This is a genomic window from Streptomyces fractus (genome assembly GCF_049844455.1).
Classification (GTDB): domain Bacteria; phylum Actinomycetota; class Actinomycetes; order Streptomycetales; family Streptomycetaceae; genus Streptomyces; species Streptomyces fractus.
Genome location: NZ_JBMYHI010000002.1, coordinates 9,297,499 through 9,313,130 on the forward strand (window position 1 = coordinate 9,297,499; position 15,632 = coordinate 9,313,130).

Consider the following 15,632-nt stretch of genomic DNA (forward strand, 5'->3'; position numbering starts at 1 on the left):
GTGAGGGGTGCGGGTAGGCGGCGAGGCAGTGAGTCGGTGAGGTGGTGAGGGCGGCGGTGCGGGAGTGGCAGGGGAGACGATCTTGCTGCCGTCGTGTTACGGCTCCGGAGCCGTCGTGTTGCCATTGCTGTTGACCGACCGGACAGTCCGGGTCGTCCGATCCGTCCGGGTCGCCCGATCCGTCGGGACGATGCGCGTGCCCGTGGTGCCGCGCAGCGCCTCGCTCAACGCGTCCGGCGAAGTGATCAGGACACGGTGGCCGCCGGACGCGAGGAAGTCCAGGGCCGAGCGCACCTTCGGCCCCATGCTGCCCTCGGGGAACTGCCCCGCCGCCAGATGCTCGCGCGCCTGCGCCGCGTCCATCCGGTCGAGGTCGCGGTGGCGCGGCGTGCCCCAGTCGAGGGCGATCCGTTCGACTCCGGTCGTCACGATCAGCTCGTCCGCGCCGAGAGCTGAGGCGAGCAGCGCGGAAGTCGCGTCCTTGTCGACGACCGCCTCCACGCCGCACAGCGCCCCGTCGGCCCCGCGCGTGACGGGGATGCCGCCACCCCCGCCCGCCACCACGACGTGCCCGGCGTCCAACAGGGCCGCGACGGCGTCCAGTTCGACGACCGCTTGCGGCGCCGGCGAGGGGACGACGCGGCGCCAGCCGCGCCCCGCGTCGTCGGCGACGGTCCACCCGTGCCGGGCGGCGAGCCGCTCCGCCTCCGCGCGCTCGTAGTGCGCGCCGATCGGCTTGGTGGGCCGGGCGAACGCCGGGTCGGCCGGGTCGACGACCGTGTGCGTGAGCAGCGCGACGGGCCGGGAAGCAGGCGGCAGGGCGTCCGACAGGCCGCGTACGAGGATGTAGCCGATGCTGCCCTGGGAGTCGGCGACGCACATGTCGAGGTCGAGGAGCGGGAGTTCGGGGGCCAGCTCGGCCGCGAGATCGGCGCGCCGCTTGATGAAGCCGACCTGAGGCCCGTTGCCGTGCGTGACGACCACGCGGAGCCCCGCGCGGACGAGTTCGGCCACCGGGCGCGCCAACTGCCGTGCGGCGGCGAACTGTTCCGCGATGGTGGCGCGCGGCCCGCCGCTGAGGAGTGCGTTGCCGCCGATGGCGAGGACCGTGACCGGGGCGGTGGGGCGCGTGACGGCTGGTGGCCGGACGGGGGAAGCGGCTGGTGAGGGCGCGGTTCCTGGAGGCATGTCAGGACGATAGGAACGCCGGACGCGGCGGTCATGGGCAGCCGGTGCCAGCGTGTGCGCGGGGTCGTTGACGCTCGCTGACAGTGCTTCAGGGCCCGCCCGATGGGGGCCGCCCGGCCCGTCACCACCCTGGGCGGCAATCGTATACAACCTCGTGTCACGAGCGTTTACAGCCCCCGCGGCGGCGCCCATAGTGAGCGGCGTGACCCTTGTTCCGCACGCCGTTACGGCGCCCCGACCCGCAGGCGCCACGGCCCTGACCGTGGCCCAGGCGCTGGAGCTGCCCGCGCTCGCGGGCGCCCGCCTGGCGGCCGGGGAAGCGGGCGCGCGCCGCGGCATCAGGGTCGCCAACATCATGGAAGTGCCGGACATCATCCGCTGGATGCGCGGCGGCGAGTTCCTGCTCACCACCGCCTACGCGGTGCGCGACGACGAGCAGGCGCTCACCGGCCTCGTGCCCGAGCTCGCCGACCGCGGCCTCGCGGCCCTCGGCGTCAAGGTCGGCCCCTACCTGCCGAGGCTGCCCGACCCGATGCTGCGCAGCGCCGACGAACTGGGCTTCCCCATCGTCGAGTTGCCCGGTGACGTCATGCTCAACGACATCCTCTCCGAGGTCATCGGCACCGTACTCAACCGGCAGGCGCTCAGCCTGGAGCGCTCGCAGGCGCTGCGCGACCGGCTCTCGCAGGCCGTCCTCGGGGGCGGCTCCTACGGCGAACTCGTCGTCCTGCTCGCGGCGGAGACCGGCTGCCCCGCCGCGATCCGCGGCCCGGACGGCACCCTCCTCGCGGCGGCGGGAGACGTGCCCGATGGCACCCCCGCGTCCGTGACGCGGCCGATCGCCGTCGGGCATCGCAGCGGCGGCGAGGTCGCCTTGTGGGCTGGGCCCGGCTGCGCGCCCGACGAGGAGTGGGGCACCGCCGCCGACCACGTGGCCAGCCTGGCCGGGATGCTCGCCGTCCAGGAACGCGTACTGGCCGAACGCGAACGCCGTTACCGCACCCTGCTGTTGACCGAACTCGTCTCCCACCCGCCGCGCGACCGCGCGGAGTCGGCACGGCGTGCTGCGGCGCTCGGCTGGGACCTGGAGCAGCCGCGCGCCGCCGTGGTCGTCGAGGCCGCGGCGCCCCCGGACGGCGGCGGCGTCCGCCTCACGGAGGAGCGCCTGCTCGCCGCCGCCCGCACCGCACTGGGCGCCCACACGCCCGCCTGGGGCACCCCCGGAGGCCTCACCGCGCTCGTGGCACCCGACCGCGCCGAACTGCGCCGCCACTGCGAGGAGTTGCGCCGCGCCGTCGCCGCCGCCTGCCCGGGACGCGCCGTGGCTGTCGCGGCGGGCACGATCCGCGCCGACTTCACGGAACTGCACCTCAGCCACAGCGAAGCGCTCAGCGCGCTCGCCCTCGGCCGTGAACTGGAGGGCCCCGCCCGCTCGTTCATCCGGCTCCACGAGGAGAGCGGGGTGTACCGACTGCTCGACCAGCTGCCCGCGGGTGAGCTCCAGGCACTGGTCGACGAAGCCCTCGGCCCGCTGCTGGCGTACGATGCCGGGCACGACGGCAGCCTCGTGCACAGCCTCACCGTGTACCTGCGGCACGACCGCAACGGCGTCGAGGCGGCCGAAGAACTCCACGTGCACTACAACACGCTCCGCTACCGCCTCAAGCAGATCGAACGGCTCACCGGCGCACCCGACAAGGACCCGATGCGCCGCCTCCAGACGGAACTGGCCGTCCACGCCCACCGATTGCTCAGCGCCCGCGCTCACTGACGGTCGCCGGACCCGCGCGCCGACGCCGGTGGTGGCCTGGTGGCCTGGTGGCCTGACGGTCCGACCCCGGCGGCGTAGCCGCGTCAGCGCCGTGAGCGGCCGGCCGGGCCACGGCCGTGGGCGTCCCCGACCATGCTGATGCCCGCCCGGCGGCCCGGTCACTGTCAGCCGCTGCCGGTGATCCACACCCGCGCGCTGGCAACGCTCGCCGAAGACCGGGCCCGGGTGGCGGTCGTAGCGTCGATGCCATGGAGCCCACCCCGCCCGCCACCGACGGCCACCCCGCCCCGGACACCCTGACGTCGAACTCCGTGCGGTGCGACGCCTACGCCGACTCCGTCGCCCTGATGCGCGCGGCGCAGCACCTCACCGGGCTGCCCGGCATCACGGCAGCCAGCCTCGTCATGGCGACCGAACCCAATCTGCGGCTGCTCGCCGACGCCCGACTCCTCACCGGCGAGGGCCGCGCCGCACGCCCCGCCGACCTGATCGTCGCGCTGCGCGGTACGGCCGACGCCATCGAGCACGCCCTCGGCGAAGTGCCCGCGCTGCTCGAACAGCCCGCCGCGGCGGGGAGCGCGGAGGCCGACGCGTGGGTGCCGCGCGCCCTCGGCGAGGCGGACCCCGCGACCGCCCTCGCGCTGATCTCCACCCCCGGCCCGTACGCGGCGGCCGAGGCGCTCAAGGCGCTGCGCCGCGGCATGCACGCCTTCGTCTTCAGCGACAACGTCCCCGTCGAGCAGGAGATCCGCATCAAGGAGGAGGCGCATCGCCTGGGCCTCCTCGCCATGGGGCCCGACTGCGGGACCGGCGTCCTGGACGGTGTCCCGCTCGGCTTCGCCAACGTGCTTCGCCCCGGCCGCGTCGGCCTGATCGGCGCATCGGGAACGGGACTTCAGCAGGTGTCGTGCCTCCTGGACGCGGCCGGCGAAGGGGTCCGGCAAATGATCGGTACCGGCGGCCGCGACCTCAGCGCGGAGGTCGGCGCGCGCACCACGCTCGACGCGCTCGACCTGCTCGCCGCCGACGACGGCTGCGAGCTGATCGTTCTGGTGTCGAAGCCGCCGGCGCCGGAGGTCGCCGAACGAGTCCTCGCCCGCGCCGGGCGCACCGGCAAGCCGGTCGTCGCCGCGTTCCTCGGTACCGACCGACCGGCGCCGCGCGGGGCCGTCACCGTCGTCGCCACGCTGCGCGACGCGGCCCGCGCGGTGGTGCGCACCCTCGGCGGCGTCCCGGCACCCGGGTGGGCGCCACCCGCGGTGGACGGGGTGCCCGGACGGTACCTGCGCGCCCTGTACGCGGGCGGAACCTTCGCGTACGAGGCGCGACAACTGCTGCCGGGGGCGGCGACGGCGGTCGACCCCTACGTTCCCGGACGCGACATCGCCCTGCCGGAACGCCACTTGGTGCTCGACCTCGGCGACGACGCCTACACCGCGGGCCGCCCCCACCCGATGATCGACCCCACGGTGCGCGCCGCCCATCTGCGCGCCGCCCTGACCGACCCGCGGACCGCGGTGGTGGTCCTGGACGTCGTCCTCGGCCATGGAGCGGGCACGGACCCGGCCGGGGCGCTCGCCGCCGAGCTGGAACGGGTGGGGGAGCGGGGCCGGCCACCGGTCATCGCGTTCGTCGTCGGCACGGACGGCGACCCGCAGGACGTCGACGCGGTGCGGGCCCGCCTTTCAGGAGCGGGAGCCCTGCTGGCACCGACCAGCACGGACGCGGCGGAGTGGGCGGTGTCCCTGACGGACGCGTCCCGCGAACCAGGCCGGACCACGGCCGAGTTGACGTCTTCGGGGCGGGCGGGTCGGTGAGAGCGCCTCGCCGCGTCAGAGACCGCGACCGACACCCTTCGTACCGGTGGTGCCGGGGGCGCGGGTCTCTGGCGAGAACCCTGCCGTGGTGTCCGGCGCGTCGTGCCTGCCGCCGGCCCACCGGCGGGCCCGATGCCCTTCGTGCCGGTGGTGTTGGGCGGACGCGGGGTTCCGGCGGGTGGGCTGTCGTGGTGCCCTGGACGTTCCGGATGCCGTCGACGGCGCCTGACGAAACACCGACGCTTGCCGGATCACCGACGCCCGCCGCGTCGCCGACTCGCGTCGACCATCGAGTGACGCGCGCCACCCCCGCCCGTCTCACCCCCACCCCAACCACCCGCCCAGGAGGCCGTACATGACCCCTCACCTTGTGACCGACCTGCTCGGTGCGGGTGACGCTCCGGTGCGGATCGCTGCCGTCGGTGTGCCCGGATTCGCCGATGTGCCGCGCACCGCGGGTGCCCACGTCAGCACTCTCGACTGGCGGCCGCCCGCGGGCGGTGACCCCGAACTCGCCTGGAAGCTGGCGGAGCTCACCGGTCACGACACCGTCGAGGCCGCCAACCGCACGGCCGTCGACCGGCTGCTCGCCGTGCGACCCGTGTGGCGCGATGTGCGCACCGCACGCGACGTCCTGCCGGTGCTCGACGACCGGGCCACCGGCGAACGCGTTCTGCTGCACGCCGGGCCGCCCGTCGACTGGGCCGACATGTGCGGCCCGATGCGCGCGGGTGTCATCGGCGCCGCGCTGCTCGAGGGCTGGGCCGATACCCCGGAACAGGCCGAACTCCTCGCGGACACGGGCGCGTTGCGTTTCGAGCCGTGCCACCACCACGAGGCCGTCGGTCCCATGGGCGGCATCACCTCCCCGTCGATGCCCGTACTCGTCGTCGAGGACCCGGCCACCGGACGGCGTGCCTACGCCAACCTCAACGAGGGCGCGGGCCGCTGCCTGCGCTACGGGGCGCTCGGCGACGACGTGATGGACCGGCTGCGCTGGATGGCCGACGTGCTCGCCCCCGCGCTGCGCGCCGCCCTCGCCGACCGGCCCGACGGCGTGGACCTGCGCTCCGTCGTCGCCCAGGCGCTCCAGATGGGCGACGAGTGCCACAGCCGCAACACCGCCGCGTCCGCCCTGCTGCTGCGGGAACTCGCCGCGCCGCTCGCCCGCGTGCCGAACGGCCCCGAGGTCCTCGACTTCCTCGCCGACAACCACTACTGGTTCCTCAACTTCTCGATGGCGGCCGCCAAACTCGCCACATCTGCCGCCCACGGCGTCGACCACTCCACGCTCGTCACGGCGTTCGCCCGCAACGGCGTCGAGGTCGGCATCCGCGTCAGCGGCCTCGGCGACGCCTGGTTCACGGCGCCCGCCGCCGAAGTACGGGGCCTGTACTTCGCCGGATACGGGCCGCAGGACGCCAACCCCGACATCGGCGACAGCGCCATCACCGAGACCAACGGCCTCGGCGGCTTCGCCCTCGCCGCCGCGCCCGCCATCACCGGCTTCGTCGGCGGCACCGTGCAGGAGGCACTGCGCACCAGCCGCGACATGGCGCGCATCACGCTGGCCCGGCACGAGGCCTACCGCCTGCCGGCCCTCGGCGGCATCGGCTCACCGGTCGGCATCGACGTGCGGGCCGTCCTGGACACCGGCATCGAACCGGTCGTCACCACAGGCATCGCCCACCGGGAACCCGGCATCGGACAGATCGGCGCCGGCCTGGCACACGCACCGCTGGAGTGCTTCCTGAAGGCACTGGACGCGTTCCCGGTCCCGGAGCCATCAGCCGTACGAGTCGTGGCCCCCAGCGCATGAGCCCCGCCCAACTACCCTGCACGGTCAGCACCTTGGCGCGCACCCTGCTGGCCGGGCCACCGCGTCCCGCCCGTGTCCTGGCCGTCGCCCGGCAGGCCCTGTACCTACTGCCGTACGGCGGTGACCTCCCGCTCGCCGTGGTCGTCCCGCAGGCCGTGCGCGTGCCGACCGCCGTGGTGCTGCCGCGCGCGGCGGGGGAGCGGCCGTTTGACGGCATGGCGGTCGGCGACGCGGGACGGATCGGGGGCGGTCGCGTCGCGGTCGGACAACTGTCCCTGACCGCCGGGGAGTTCTGGGAACCGCCCCGCGCCCAGGACACCCCGCACGGCCCAGCCCTCGCCCGGCTCGCCCGCCTGCGTCCGCCCCGACCCCTCGCCGCCGAGGTCCGCCCCGCCGCGACTGCGCTGGTCCGCGGCCTCGCGCGCGGAACACCGAACACTCAACGACGCACCGCGGACGCCCTGTTGGGGCTCGGCGCCGGCGCCACCCCGTCCGGCGACGACTTCCTGTGCGGGCTGCTGCTCGCCGCCCGACTCTCCCCGCTGCCACCCACCTGGCTGCCCGTCCTCGTAGCCACCGCCGAACAGGCCGGAACACGCACACCCCCGGTCTCGGCCGCGCTCCTGCGGCACGCCGCCGACGGTCACTGCATTCCCCAGGTGGCGGCACTGCTGCACGCGGCATCCACCGGAACCGACTTGACCGCCCCGGTCGCCGACCTGCTGGCCGTCGGCCACAGCTCCGGGAGCGACCTGCTGCACGGGTTGTGCGCGGGCGCCCGCCTCGCCGGGGTGACCCGCCCATGTGTCGGCGGCCCACCCCGGCGAGCCGCCGGAGTGAGCCGCCGAGGCGCAGCTGTCAGGCTCCGATCCACACCGTGGTGATGTTGCAGAACTCCTTGATGCCGTGGTCCGACAGCTCGCGCCCGTAGCCGGAGCGCTTCGCGCCACCGAAGGGGAGAGCCGGGTGCGAGGCCGTCATGCCGTTGACGAAGACCCCACCGGCCTGGCTGTCCCGGACGAACCGCTCGATCTCGTCCTCTTCGCGCGTCCACAGGTTGGAACTCAGGCCGAAGGACGTGTCGTTGGCGACGGCGATCGCCTCGTCCAGGTCCGCGACCCGGTACAGGGTCGCCACCGGGCCGAACGTCTCCTCCCGGTGAATGCGCATCTCCGGCGTCACATCGGCGATGACCGTCGGCTCGTAGAACCACCCGCGGTCCGCGAAGTCCTTCGGCCGCTGCCCGCCGCACAGCACGCTGGCGCCGCTCTCCACGGCGTCGTCGACCAGCTCCTCCAGATCGCTGCGCCCTTGCTCACTGGAGAGCGGGCCGACGTCCGTGTTCTCGTCGAGCGGATCACCCACCCGCAGCTCCCGCATCCCGGCCACGAACGCGTCCCGGAACTCCTCGAACACCGACTCGTGGACGATGAACCGCTTCGCCGCGATGCACGACTGCCCGTTGTTCTGCACGCGTGCCGTGACGGCCGTCTTCGCCGCCTTCGCGACATCCGCCGACGGCAGCACCACGTACGGGTCGCTGCCGCCCAGCTCCAGGACCGTCTTCTTCACCTCGTCGCCCGCGATCGACGCCACCGACCGGCCCGCCGGTTCGCTGCCGGTGAGCGTCGCCGCCTCCACACGCTCGTCGCGCAAAATGCCCTCGACCGCGCCCGAGCCGATGAGCAGAGTCTGGAAACAGCCCTCCGGGAAACCGGCCCGGCGGAAGAGATCCTCCAGGTAGAGCGCGGTCTGCGGCACGTTCGACGCGTGCTTGAGCAGGCCCACGTTCCCGGCCATCAGGGCGGGCGCCGCGAACCGTACGACCTGCCACAGCGGGAAGTTCCACGGCATCACCGCGAGCACCGGGCCGAGCGGCCGGTAACGCACATGCGCGCGCACCCCGCCCGAGTCCTTCACGTCGTGCTCCGCCGGATGCTCGTCCGCGAGCAGTTCCGCCGCGTGCTCCGCGTACCAGCGCATCGTCTTCACGCACTTCAACGCCTCGGCACGGGCCGCCGCGACGGGCTTGCCCATCTCGGTCGTCATCACGCGGGCGATGTCCGGCGCGTCCGCCTCCAGCAGGTCGGCGGCCCGCTGCAGAAGCCTCGCCCGGTCGAAGAACGTCGTCGTGCGGTACGAGTCGAAGGCGCTGGCCGCCAGGGCGAGCCTGCGCTCGATCTCCTCCGGGGACAGGGCCTCGTACGTCTTGAGGGTCTCGCCGTTCGCCGGGTTGACCGTCGCGATGGGCATGCTGCCGACCTCCTCTGCGCGGTTCCTTCGACCTTCCCGCGCGCCACGGACGCGCGCAACGCGGGCTGCGGGGCGCTCGCCGGGTACCCGCGGGGAGGTCCGTCAGACGTCCGCGCGGCGGATCACTGACCGCAGACGCACGCCGCTTGCGCGCTCTTGCCGAGGTCGTCGGCGTCGGCCTTGACCACGTACACCTCCCAGGGCTCCCGGCCGGGGCCGTGGACCCACACCTTGTCCTGGAGGGCGTAACAGCAGGAGGTGTCGTTCTCCTCGAACGTCGCGAGGCCCGCGTCCTTGAGCCGGCCGGTCGCCGCACTGACCTGGTCGGTGGACTCCACCTCTATGCCGAGGTGGTCGAGGCGGGTCTCCTGCCCGGCCTCGCCCTCGATGAGGACGAGCTTCAGCGGCGGCTCGGCGATGGCGAAGTTGGCGTATCCCTCGCGGCGCTTGGCCGGTTCGGTGCCGAACAGCTTCGAGTAGAAGGTGATCGACGCTTCCAGGTCGCTGACCCGCAGGGCGAGCTGAGCACGGGACATGGCAGTCCCCCCATTCGCTTGTATTGATGTATGTCGATGCAACATTGCGCCCTGGATCGAAGACTGTCAACATAGAAGTATGTCGAAGCAAGAGTTTGTGGTGTGGGGGCAGAGCGGCGACGCCGACGCCTGCTGTCCGGGGTTGCTGACCGCCCCGCTGGACGAGGAACAGGCCGTTGACCTGGCGAAGGTCTTCAAGGCGCTGGGTGACCCGGTGCGCCTGAGGCTGCTGTCGATGATCGCTTCGCGGGACGGCGGGGACGTCTGCGTCTGCGATCTGACGCCGGCCTTCGAGCTGTCGCAGCCGACCATCTCGCATCACCTCAAGCTGCTCCGGCAGGCCGGGCTGATCGACTGCGAGCGGCGCGGCACCTGGGTCTACTACTGGCTGCTGCCGGAGATGACCGACCGCCTGGCCGGCATCCTGACCCGCCCGGCCGGCACCCCGCTGTCCTCCCGCGGCGAGACGGCCGGTGCCGCCTCGTGAGCATGAATGCACCCGAACAGAGCGTGGCCGGACGCCTTTCCTTCCTCGACCGCTACCTGGCCCTGTGGATCCTCGCCGCGATGGCCGTCGGTTTGGGCCTCGGACGCCTGATCCCGGGACTCGGGGACGCGCTGGCCACGGTGACCGTCAGCGGGGTGTCCCTGCCGATCGCGCTGGGCCTGCTCGTGATGATGTACCCGGTGCTCGCCAAGGTCCGATACGACCGTCTCGACACCGTGACCGGCGACCGGCGCATGCTGCTGCCCTCGCTGCTGCTCAACTGGATCGTCGGCCCGGCGCTCATGTTCGCCCTGGCCTGGCTGTTCCTGCCGGACCTGCCCGAGTACCGCACGGGCCTGATCATCGTCGGTCTCGCGCGCTGCATCGCCATGGTCATCATCTGGAACGACCTGGCCTGCGGGCACCGCGAGGCCGCCGCCGTGCTCGTCGCGCTCAACTCGGTGTTCCAAGTGATCGCGTTCTCCGCCCTCGGCTGGTTCTACCTCCAGGTGCTGCCCGGCTGGCTCGGCCTTGAACAGACCAGCCTGGACGTGTCGGTGTGGGAGATCGCCCGCAGCGTGCTGATCTTCCTGGGCATCCCGCTCGCGGCCGGCTACCTGACCCGCCGCATCGGCGAGCGGGCCAAGGGCCGCACCTGGTACGAGGCGAAACTGATCCCGCGCATCGGCCCCTTCGCCCTGTACGGGCTGCTGTTCACCATCGTCATCCTCTTCGCGCTCCAGGGCGACGCCATCACCAGCCGGCCCGTGGACGTGCTCCGCATCGCGCTGCCGCTGCTCGTGTACTTCGCGCTCATGTGGACCGGATCGATGCTGCTGGGCAGGGCGGTCGGCCTCGACCACCCGCGCGCCACCACACTCGCCTTCACCGCCGCGGGCAACAACTTCGAGCTGGCGATCGCCGTGTCCATCGCCACCTTCGGCGCCTCCTCCGGGCAGGCGCTCGCCGGGGTGGTCGGCCCGCTCATCGAGGTGCCCGTACTGATCGGCCTGGTCTACGTCGCGCTGTACGCACGCCGCTACTTCCCCGCCCCGACAACCACCGCCGTACCGCAGCAGGAAGAGGCGACCCGTGTCTGACACCGCCCGGCAGCCGTCGGTGCTGTTCGTCTGCGTCCACAACGCCGGACGTTCGCAGATGGCGGCCGCCTTCCTCACCCACCTCGCGGGCGAGCGCGTCCACGTACGCTCGGCGGGCTCGGCCCCGGCGGACACGGTCAACGCGGCCGTGGCCGAAGCACTCGCCGAGGTCGGCATCGACATCTCCGCCGAGGTCCCCAAGGTCCTCACCGCGGCAGCCGTCCAGGCCTCCGACGTCGTCATCACCATGGGCTGCGGCGACACCTGCCCCGTCTTCCCCGGCAAGCGCTACCTGGACTGGCAACTTCCCGACCCCGCGGGCCAGGGCGTCGACGCCGTGCGACCCATCCGCGACGAGATCGAACAACGCGTTCGCACGCTGATCGACGACATCGCCCCGGTGCCGGACGCCTGACGGAGCCGTCCGGCTCAGGACACCTGAGCCGCGAGCCGGTCGAGGAACACCGCCTGGGACTTCACGATCCGGGTCCGCGCCGCGTCCAGGCCGAACCAGGCCACCCGGTCCAGCTCGGGAAACTCCGCCGTGCGACCGGAGCCGCGCGGCCACTCCATCGTGAACGTCCCCGGCACCATCTCCGCCGGATCCAGATCCGCTTCCATCGCCCACACCGTCACGTGCTTGCCGCCGGACTGCACCGTCTCACCCAGCGGCAGCGCGGTTCCCTCCGGCGGCGGCAGGCCGAGCTCCTCCTGGAACTCGCGCCGCGCCGCCGCCCACGGCGTCTCACCCGGCTCGTACTCACCCTTCGGCACGCCCCACGCGCCCGCGTCCTTGCGCGCCCAGAACGGGCCGCCCATGTGCCCGAGCAGCACCTCGACCCCTTCCGGCGCGCGCCGGAAAAGCAGCAGGCCCGCGCTGCGCTTCGCTCGCCTCGTCCCGTCAGCCATGCGTCAAGTCTCGGTGCAGGAACCGGATGACCGCGAGTACACGCCGATTGTGATCCTCCGACGCCGGCAGCCCCAGCTTCCCGAAGACCGCCGCGACGTGCTTCTCGACCGTGCCCGCCGACACATGCAGCGACTCGGCGATCGCCGCGTTCGACCGGCCCTCCGCCATCAGCTCCAGCACGTCCCGCTCCCGCTCCGTGAGCGCGCTCAGCTCCTCGGCCGACCGGCCCGCCCCGGCGAGCTGGGTCACCACCTCCGGGTCGAGCGCCGTGCCGCCCGCGGCGACCCGGCCGAGCGCGTCCGTGAACTCCGCGACGTTCGCCACCCGTTCCTTGAGCAGATACCCGACGCCCGCCGACCCCTGTGCGAGCAGCCGCGTGGCGTACTTCGTCTCCACGTACTGCGAGAACAGCAGCACCCCGGTCCCCGGATACTCGCGCCGGATGTCGATCGCCGCACGCAACCCGTCGTCCGTGTGCGTCGGCGGCATCCGGATGTCGACGACCGTCACGTCGGGTCGGTGCTCCGCCACGGCCGCCCGCAGCGCCTCCGCGTCACTCACCGCCGCCACGACCTCGTGCCCCCGCATGGACAGCATCTGGGCCAGCAACTCCCGCAGCACTGCGGCGTCCTCGGCGATCACTACGCGCATGGCCGGGATCGTCTCATGAGCCCGCTCCGCGTTCACTTCGCTCCCTCGTCCATGATCCACACCCGTCGCCCACGGCTACGTGCGTAACGGCAGCGACACCGTCACCGCGGTCGGCCCGCCCACCGGACTCGTCACCTCCAACGACCCGTCCACCGTCCGCGCCCGCTGCACCAACCCCGCGAGCCCGCCACCCGGCTCCATCCGTGCACCACCCTTCCCGTCGTCCGTCACCCGCAGCCGCAACGTGCCGTCCCCCGCGGCTACCTCCACCCCACAGTGCTTCGCCCCGCTGTGCTTTATCGCGTTGGCCAACAACTCCGCCACGCAGAAGTAGGCCAGGCTCTCCATCGCGGGCGCCGGCCGCTCCGGCAGATCCACACTCACATCGACCGGCAGCGTGCTGCGCGCCGCGAGCGTGCCCAACGCGTCCCCCAGCCCGCCGTCGAGCGCGGGCGGATGCAGGCCCCGCGAGAGGTCGCGCAGCTCCGTGAGGACCTCCGTCGCGTTGTCCCGCGCCGTCTCCACCATGCGGTGCAGCTCGGGACGGTCCCGGTCGTCCAGTTGCTCGCGCACCATGTCCAGGCTCATCGCGAGCGCCACCAGGCGGACCTGCGCCCCGTCGTGCAGATCCCGCTCCAGCCGGCGCAGCCGCTCATTGGCGTCCTCGACCGCCAGCGCCCGCTTCTCCTCCAGGTCGCGGACCCGGTCGGCCAGTTCACCGGGGCCGAGCAGCGCCGGCATCAGCGTGCGATCCGCCTTGACGGCGATCCGCGTCAGCCACGGCGCGACCACCACGATCAGCAGCCCCCGCAGCGCGACACCGAACGCCTCCGCCAGCGAATGCACATGCGGCTGCCCACCCCACGGCAACGGCGTCACCAGCGTCAGATCCTCGGGCGTGAACGCCCACCGCACCGGCGCCGCCATGTTCACCGCGCCGATCACCCACCACAGCACCCCGTACAGGCCCACCGTCGCCAGCGGCAGCTTCACCAGCACGTACGCCACCGCCCGCCACGACGCGCCGTCCCGCAGCCGCGCCTCCACGCGCGCGAACGTCCCGCCCTCGGCCGACGGCGGACCCGGCGCCGCCACCCGCTCCCCGAGCAGCGCCCCCGCCAGCCACCGGTGCAGCGCGCCGAGACCGCGCGCCAGGCCGAGCCCCGCCAGCAGGAACACCGCGCCGAGCACCGCCCCGACCACCGTCAGCGTCAGCGCCGACCCCAGGGCCAGCGCGACCACGACGAGGAGGAATCCCGCGAGTGCGGGGGCGTAGGACAGGAGGCAGTACGCCGCCTCCGCCCACGCCCGCCGCGTCACACAGGCCGTCAGCGCAGCGCGTACCGTCGGCAGGTCGATGAAGGGGAAGTCAGGCATCGCGGCGCGCCAACAACCGGTCGCCCACGACGAGGAACGCCGCTGTGTACAGGCACAGCACCCCGAACCCGGCCCACGGCGACAGCATCCCGTCGACCGGCACCGTCACCGCCAGCGAATTGCCCGCGATCATCGTCGGGAAGAACTTCGCGACCGCCGTCCCCGTGGTCCCGGACAGGAGCGCGGGCAGCACATATGTGATGCCGACCAGGACGCCTATCGCGCTCGCCGTGTGCCGCGTGATCGCGCCGATCCCGAGGCCGATGAGGCCGACCATCGCCAGATACGCGCCCGACATGAGCACGGCTCGCAGCACACCGGGGTCTCCGAGCGAGGGCCGCGGCACACCCGGGGAGAGCGCCGCCGTCCCCGCGAGAAACGTCACGAACGTGACCACCTCGCCGATGACCAGCGCGAGAGCGCCGAACACCGCGGCCTTCGCCGCCAGCGCGAGCCGCCGGTCCGGCACCGCGGCCAGCGTCGAGCGGATCGTCCCCGACGAGTACTCGCCGGATATCACGAGGACACCCAGCACGCCGATGATGAGCTGACCGAGGGCCACCCCCGCCAGAACATTGTTCGTCGGGTCGAAGGACGCCACCTTCGAAGCGCCTTGCGGCGCCTTGGTGTTGGCCATCGTCACGATCCCCATGGCGATCATGCCGACCACGGTGAGGAGCAGCGCGTACATCGTCGAGCGCAGGCTCCGCAGCTTGATCCACTCCATCCGGGCGGCCTGCCGGAAGCCGTAGTGCCCCGCGAAGGCGGGTGCGTACGTCGTCGCGCTCATCGGGCTCCTCCTGCCTGGTACTCGGCCGCGCCCCCGGTGAGCGCGAAGAACGACTCCTCCAACGACCGTCCGTTCGCCGTCAGTTCGGCGACCGAGGTGTCCGCGAGCAGCCTGCCCTGGCCGATCACCAGGAGATGGTCGGCCGTCAGGGCCATCTCGCTGATCAGATGACTCGACAGCAGGACCGTACGACCCTCGGCGGCCAGCGAGCGCAGCAACTCCCGTATCCAGCGGACGCCTTCGGGGTCCAGCCCGTTCACCGGCTCGTCGAACAGCAGCACCGCCGGGTCGCCCAGGAGCGCCGACGCGATGCCGAGGCGCTGCGCCATGCCGAGCGAGAACGAACCCGCCCGCTTGTGCGCGACCGACGCCAGTCCGACGGTCTCCAGCACCGCATCCACCCGCGCAGGGTCGATACCGCCGCCCGCGGCGAGCGCCGCGAGATGGCCGCGCGCACTGCGGCCCGGATGGAACGTGCGGGCCTCGAGGAGCGCGCCGACCCGGCGCAGCGGCCAGTCAAGATCCGCGTACGGGCGGCCGTCGATCGTGGCGTGACCGGCGTCCGGCCGGTCGAGGCCCATGATCATGCGCATGGTCGTGGACTTCCCCGACCCGTTCGGCCCGAGGAAGCCCGTGACGCTCCCGGGGCGCACCCGAAAGCTCAGGTCCTCCACGGCGACCGTCTCGCCGTACCGCTTGGTGAGACCCCTGGCCTCGATCATCACGACTCCCTCTGCCGGCGCGCTCTGCCGTCGCGTCCTTCGTGTGACATCCACGCTATGGACCGGAGCGATCCGTCGGAACGAGGTTGTCCTCCGACCCTGCTGGGGGAAAACCCCCAGGCCGCGGACGCGAGAGCGAAGATCCGGGCCGAGGCAAGGGCAGGAGCCAGAGCCGGGACCGGGGCCGTATCGGTAGACGTAGCCCGAGCCA

At 72.9% G+C, this 15,632-nt stretch carries 14 protein-coding genes and 1 pseudogene; 7 read left to right on the top strand and 8 right to left on the bottom strand.

Annotated elements, in window-relative coordinates; translation table 11 throughout:
* Positions 1 to 96: 96 nt before the first annotated feature.
* A complete protein-coding gene (locus ACP4E5_RS44350) occupies positions 97 to 1,188 on the bottom strand; it encodes a carbamate kinase (RefSeq protein ID WP_425840381.1) in 1,092 nt (363 codons plus the stop codon).
* Positions 1,189 to 1,390: 202 nt separating this feature from the next.
* Here ACP4E5_RS44350 and ACP4E5_RS44355 point away from each other — a divergent pair, with 202 nt between their 5' ends.
* The 4 genes from ACP4E5_RS44355 to ACP4E5_RS44370 all read left to right on the top strand — a co-directional run bounded on the left by ACP4E5_RS44355 (position 1,391) and on the right by ACP4E5_RS44370 (position 7,479).
* Positions 1,391 to 2,959, top strand: coding sequence for a PucR family transcriptional regulator (locus tag ACP4E5_RS44355; protein WP_425840384.1), 1,569 nt, complete (start codon positions 1,391 to 1,393; stop codon positions 2,957 to 2,959).
* A gap of 248 nt (positions 2,960 to 3,207) precedes the next feature.
* Positions 3,208 to 4,776, top strand: coding sequence for an acyl-CoA synthetase FdrA (locus ACP4E5_RS44360; RefSeq protein WP_425840387.1), 1,569 nt, complete (start codon positions 3,208 to 3,210; stop codon positions 4,774 to 4,776).
* Positions 4,777 to 5,131: 355 nt separating this feature from the next.
* Complete coding sequence (locus ACP4E5_RS44365) at positions 5,132 to 6,595, top strand: YlbE family protein (RefSeq protein ID WP_425840389.1); 1,464 nt, start codon at positions 5,132 to 5,134, stop codon at positions 6,593 to 6,595.
* A 32-nt stretch (positions 6,596 to 6,627) separates the two neighbouring features.
* Positions 6,628 to 7,479 (top strand): oxamate carbamoyltransferase subunit AllH family protein, encoded by an 852-nt coding sequence (locus ACP4E5_RS44370; RefSeq protein ID WP_425840392.1) that lies wholly within the window; start codon positions 6,628 to 6,630, stop codon positions 7,477 to 7,479.
* Here the strand turns inward: ACP4E5_RS44370 and ACP4E5_RS44375 are convergent.
* Positions 7,454 to 8,848, bottom strand: coding sequence for an NADP-dependent succinic semialdehyde dehydrogenase (locus ACP4E5_RS44375; protein WP_425840395.1), 1,395 nt, complete (start codon positions 8,846 to 8,848; stop codon positions 7,454 to 7,456). The genes ACP4E5_RS44370 and ACP4E5_RS44375 overlap by 26 nt on opposite strands.
* 122 nt (positions 8,849 to 8,970) lie before the next feature.
* Positions 8,971 to 9,384 carry an ArsI/CadI family heavy metal resistance metalloenzyme gene (locus ACP4E5_RS44380; RefSeq protein WP_425840398.1) on the bottom strand — a complete coding sequence of 138 codons (414 nt, stop codon included), beginning with the start codon at positions 9,382 to 9,384 and terminating at the stop codon, positions 8,971 to 8,973.
* A gap of 79 nt (positions 9,385 to 9,463) precedes the next feature.
* On the opposite strand from ACP4E5_RS44380, the gene ACP4E5_RS44385 reads away from it, so the two are divergent.
* From ACP4E5_RS44385 to ACP4E5_RS44395, 3 genes are read left to right on the top strand one after another with little or no spacing between them, the layout of a single operon-like run.
* A complete protein-coding gene (locus ACP4E5_RS44385; protein ID WP_425840401.1) occupies positions 9,464 to 9,871 on the top strand; it encodes an ArsR/SmtB family transcription factor in 408 nt (135 codons plus the stop codon).
* 2 nt (positions 9,872 to 9,873) lie between these two features.
* A complete protein-coding gene (gene arsB, locus ACP4E5_RS44390) occupies positions 9,874 to 10,971 on the top strand; it encodes an ACR3 family arsenite efflux transporter (protein ID WP_425840404.1) in 1,098 nt (365 codons plus the stop codon).
* Positions 10,964 to 11,386, top strand: coding sequence for an arsenate reductase ArsC (locus tag ACP4E5_RS44395; RefSeq protein WP_425840407.1), 423 nt, complete (start codon positions 10,964 to 10,966; stop codon positions 11,384 to 11,386). The genes arsB and ACP4E5_RS44395 overlap by 8 nt, the downstream gene beginning before the upstream one ends.
* Before the next feature lie 14 nt (positions 11,387 to 11,400).
* Here the strand turns inward: ACP4E5_RS44395 and ACP4E5_RS44400 are convergent, their stop codons facing one another.
* The 5 genes and pseudogenes from ACP4E5_RS44400 to ACP4E5_RS44420 all read right to left on the bottom strand — a co-directional run.
* Positions 11,401 to 11,880, bottom strand: a complete 480-nt coding sequence (locus tag ACP4E5_RS44400) for an NUDIX hydrolase (protein ID WP_425840410.1) — start codon at positions 11,878 to 11,880, stop codon at positions 11,401 to 11,403.
* Positions 11,873 to 12,532, bottom strand: coding sequence for a response regulator (locus ACP4E5_RS44405; protein ID WP_425840413.1), 660 nt, complete (start codon positions 12,530 to 12,532; stop codon positions 11,873 to 11,875). The genes ACP4E5_RS44400 and ACP4E5_RS44405 overlap by 8 nt, the downstream gene beginning before the upstream one ends.
* Positions 12,533 to 12,607: 75 nt before the next feature.
* A complete protein-coding gene (locus ACP4E5_RS44410; protein WP_425840416.1) occupies positions 12,608 to 13,909 on the bottom strand; it encodes a sensor histidine kinase in 1,302 nt (433 codons plus the stop codon).
* A complete protein-coding gene (locus ACP4E5_RS44415) occupies positions 13,902 to 14,699 on the bottom strand; it encodes an ABC transporter permease (protein WP_425840418.1) in 798 nt (265 codons plus the stop codon). Before ACP4E5_RS44415 ends, ACP4E5_RS44410 begins: the two co-directional genes overlap by 8 nt.
* A 71-nt stretch (positions 14,700 to 14,770) precedes the next feature.
* Positions 14,771 to 15,421 (bottom strand): annotated as a pseudogene (locus ACP4E5_RS44420) (ABC transporter ATP-binding protein); the annotation flags it as partial.
* Positions 15,422 to 15,632: the final 211 nt, after the last annotated feature.

What these genes read in the sequence shown, in the direction of transcription:
- ACP4E5_RS44350 (WP_425840381.1), bottom strand. Translation starts at nt 1,188, where the DNA reads ATGCCTCCAGGAACCGCGCCCTCACCAGCCGCTTCCCCCGTCCGGCCA.
- ACP4E5_RS44360 (WP_425840387.1), top strand. Translation starts at nt 3,208, where the DNA reads ATGGAGCCCACCCCGCCCGCCACCGACGGCCACCCCGCCCCGGACACC.
- ACP4E5_RS44365 (WP_425840389.1), top strand. Translation starts at nt 5,132, where the DNA reads ATGACCCCTCACCTTGTGACCGACCTGCTCGGTGCGGGTGACGCTCCG.
- ACP4E5_RS44375 (WP_425840395.1), bottom strand. Translation starts at nt 8,848, where the DNA reads ATGCCCATCGCGACGGTCAACCCGGCGAACGGCGAGACCCTCAAGACG.
- ACP4E5_RS44380 (WP_425840398.1), bottom strand. Translation starts at nt 9,384, where the DNA reads ATGTCCCGTGCTCAGCTCGCCCTGCGGGTCAGCGACCTGGAAGCGTCG.
- ACP4E5_RS44385 (WP_425840401.1), top strand. Translation starts at nt 9,464, where the DNA reads ATGTCGAAGCAAGAGTTTGTGGTGTGGGGGCAGAGCGGCGACGCCGAC.
- arsB (WP_425840404.1), top strand. Translation starts at nt 9,874, where the DNA reads ATGAATGCACCCGAACAGAGCGTGGCCGGACGCCTTTCCTTCCTCGAC.
- ACP4E5_RS44400 (WP_425840410.1), bottom strand. Translation starts at nt 11,880, where the DNA reads ATGGCTGACGGGACGAGGCGAGCGAAGCGCAGCGCGGGCCTGCTGCTT.
- ACP4E5_RS44405 (WP_425840413.1), bottom strand. Translation starts at nt 12,532, where the DNA reads ATGCGCGTAGTGATCGCCGAGGACGCCGCAGTGCTGCGGGAGTTGCTG.
- ACP4E5_RS44410 (WP_425840416.1), bottom strand. Translation starts at nt 13,909, where the DNA reads ATGCCTGACTTCCCCTTCATCGACCTGCCGACGGTACGCGCTGCGCTG.
- ACP4E5_RS44415 (WP_425840418.1), bottom strand. Translation starts at nt 14,699, where the DNA reads ATGAGCGCGACGACGTACGCACCCGCCTTCGCGGGGCACTACGGCTTC.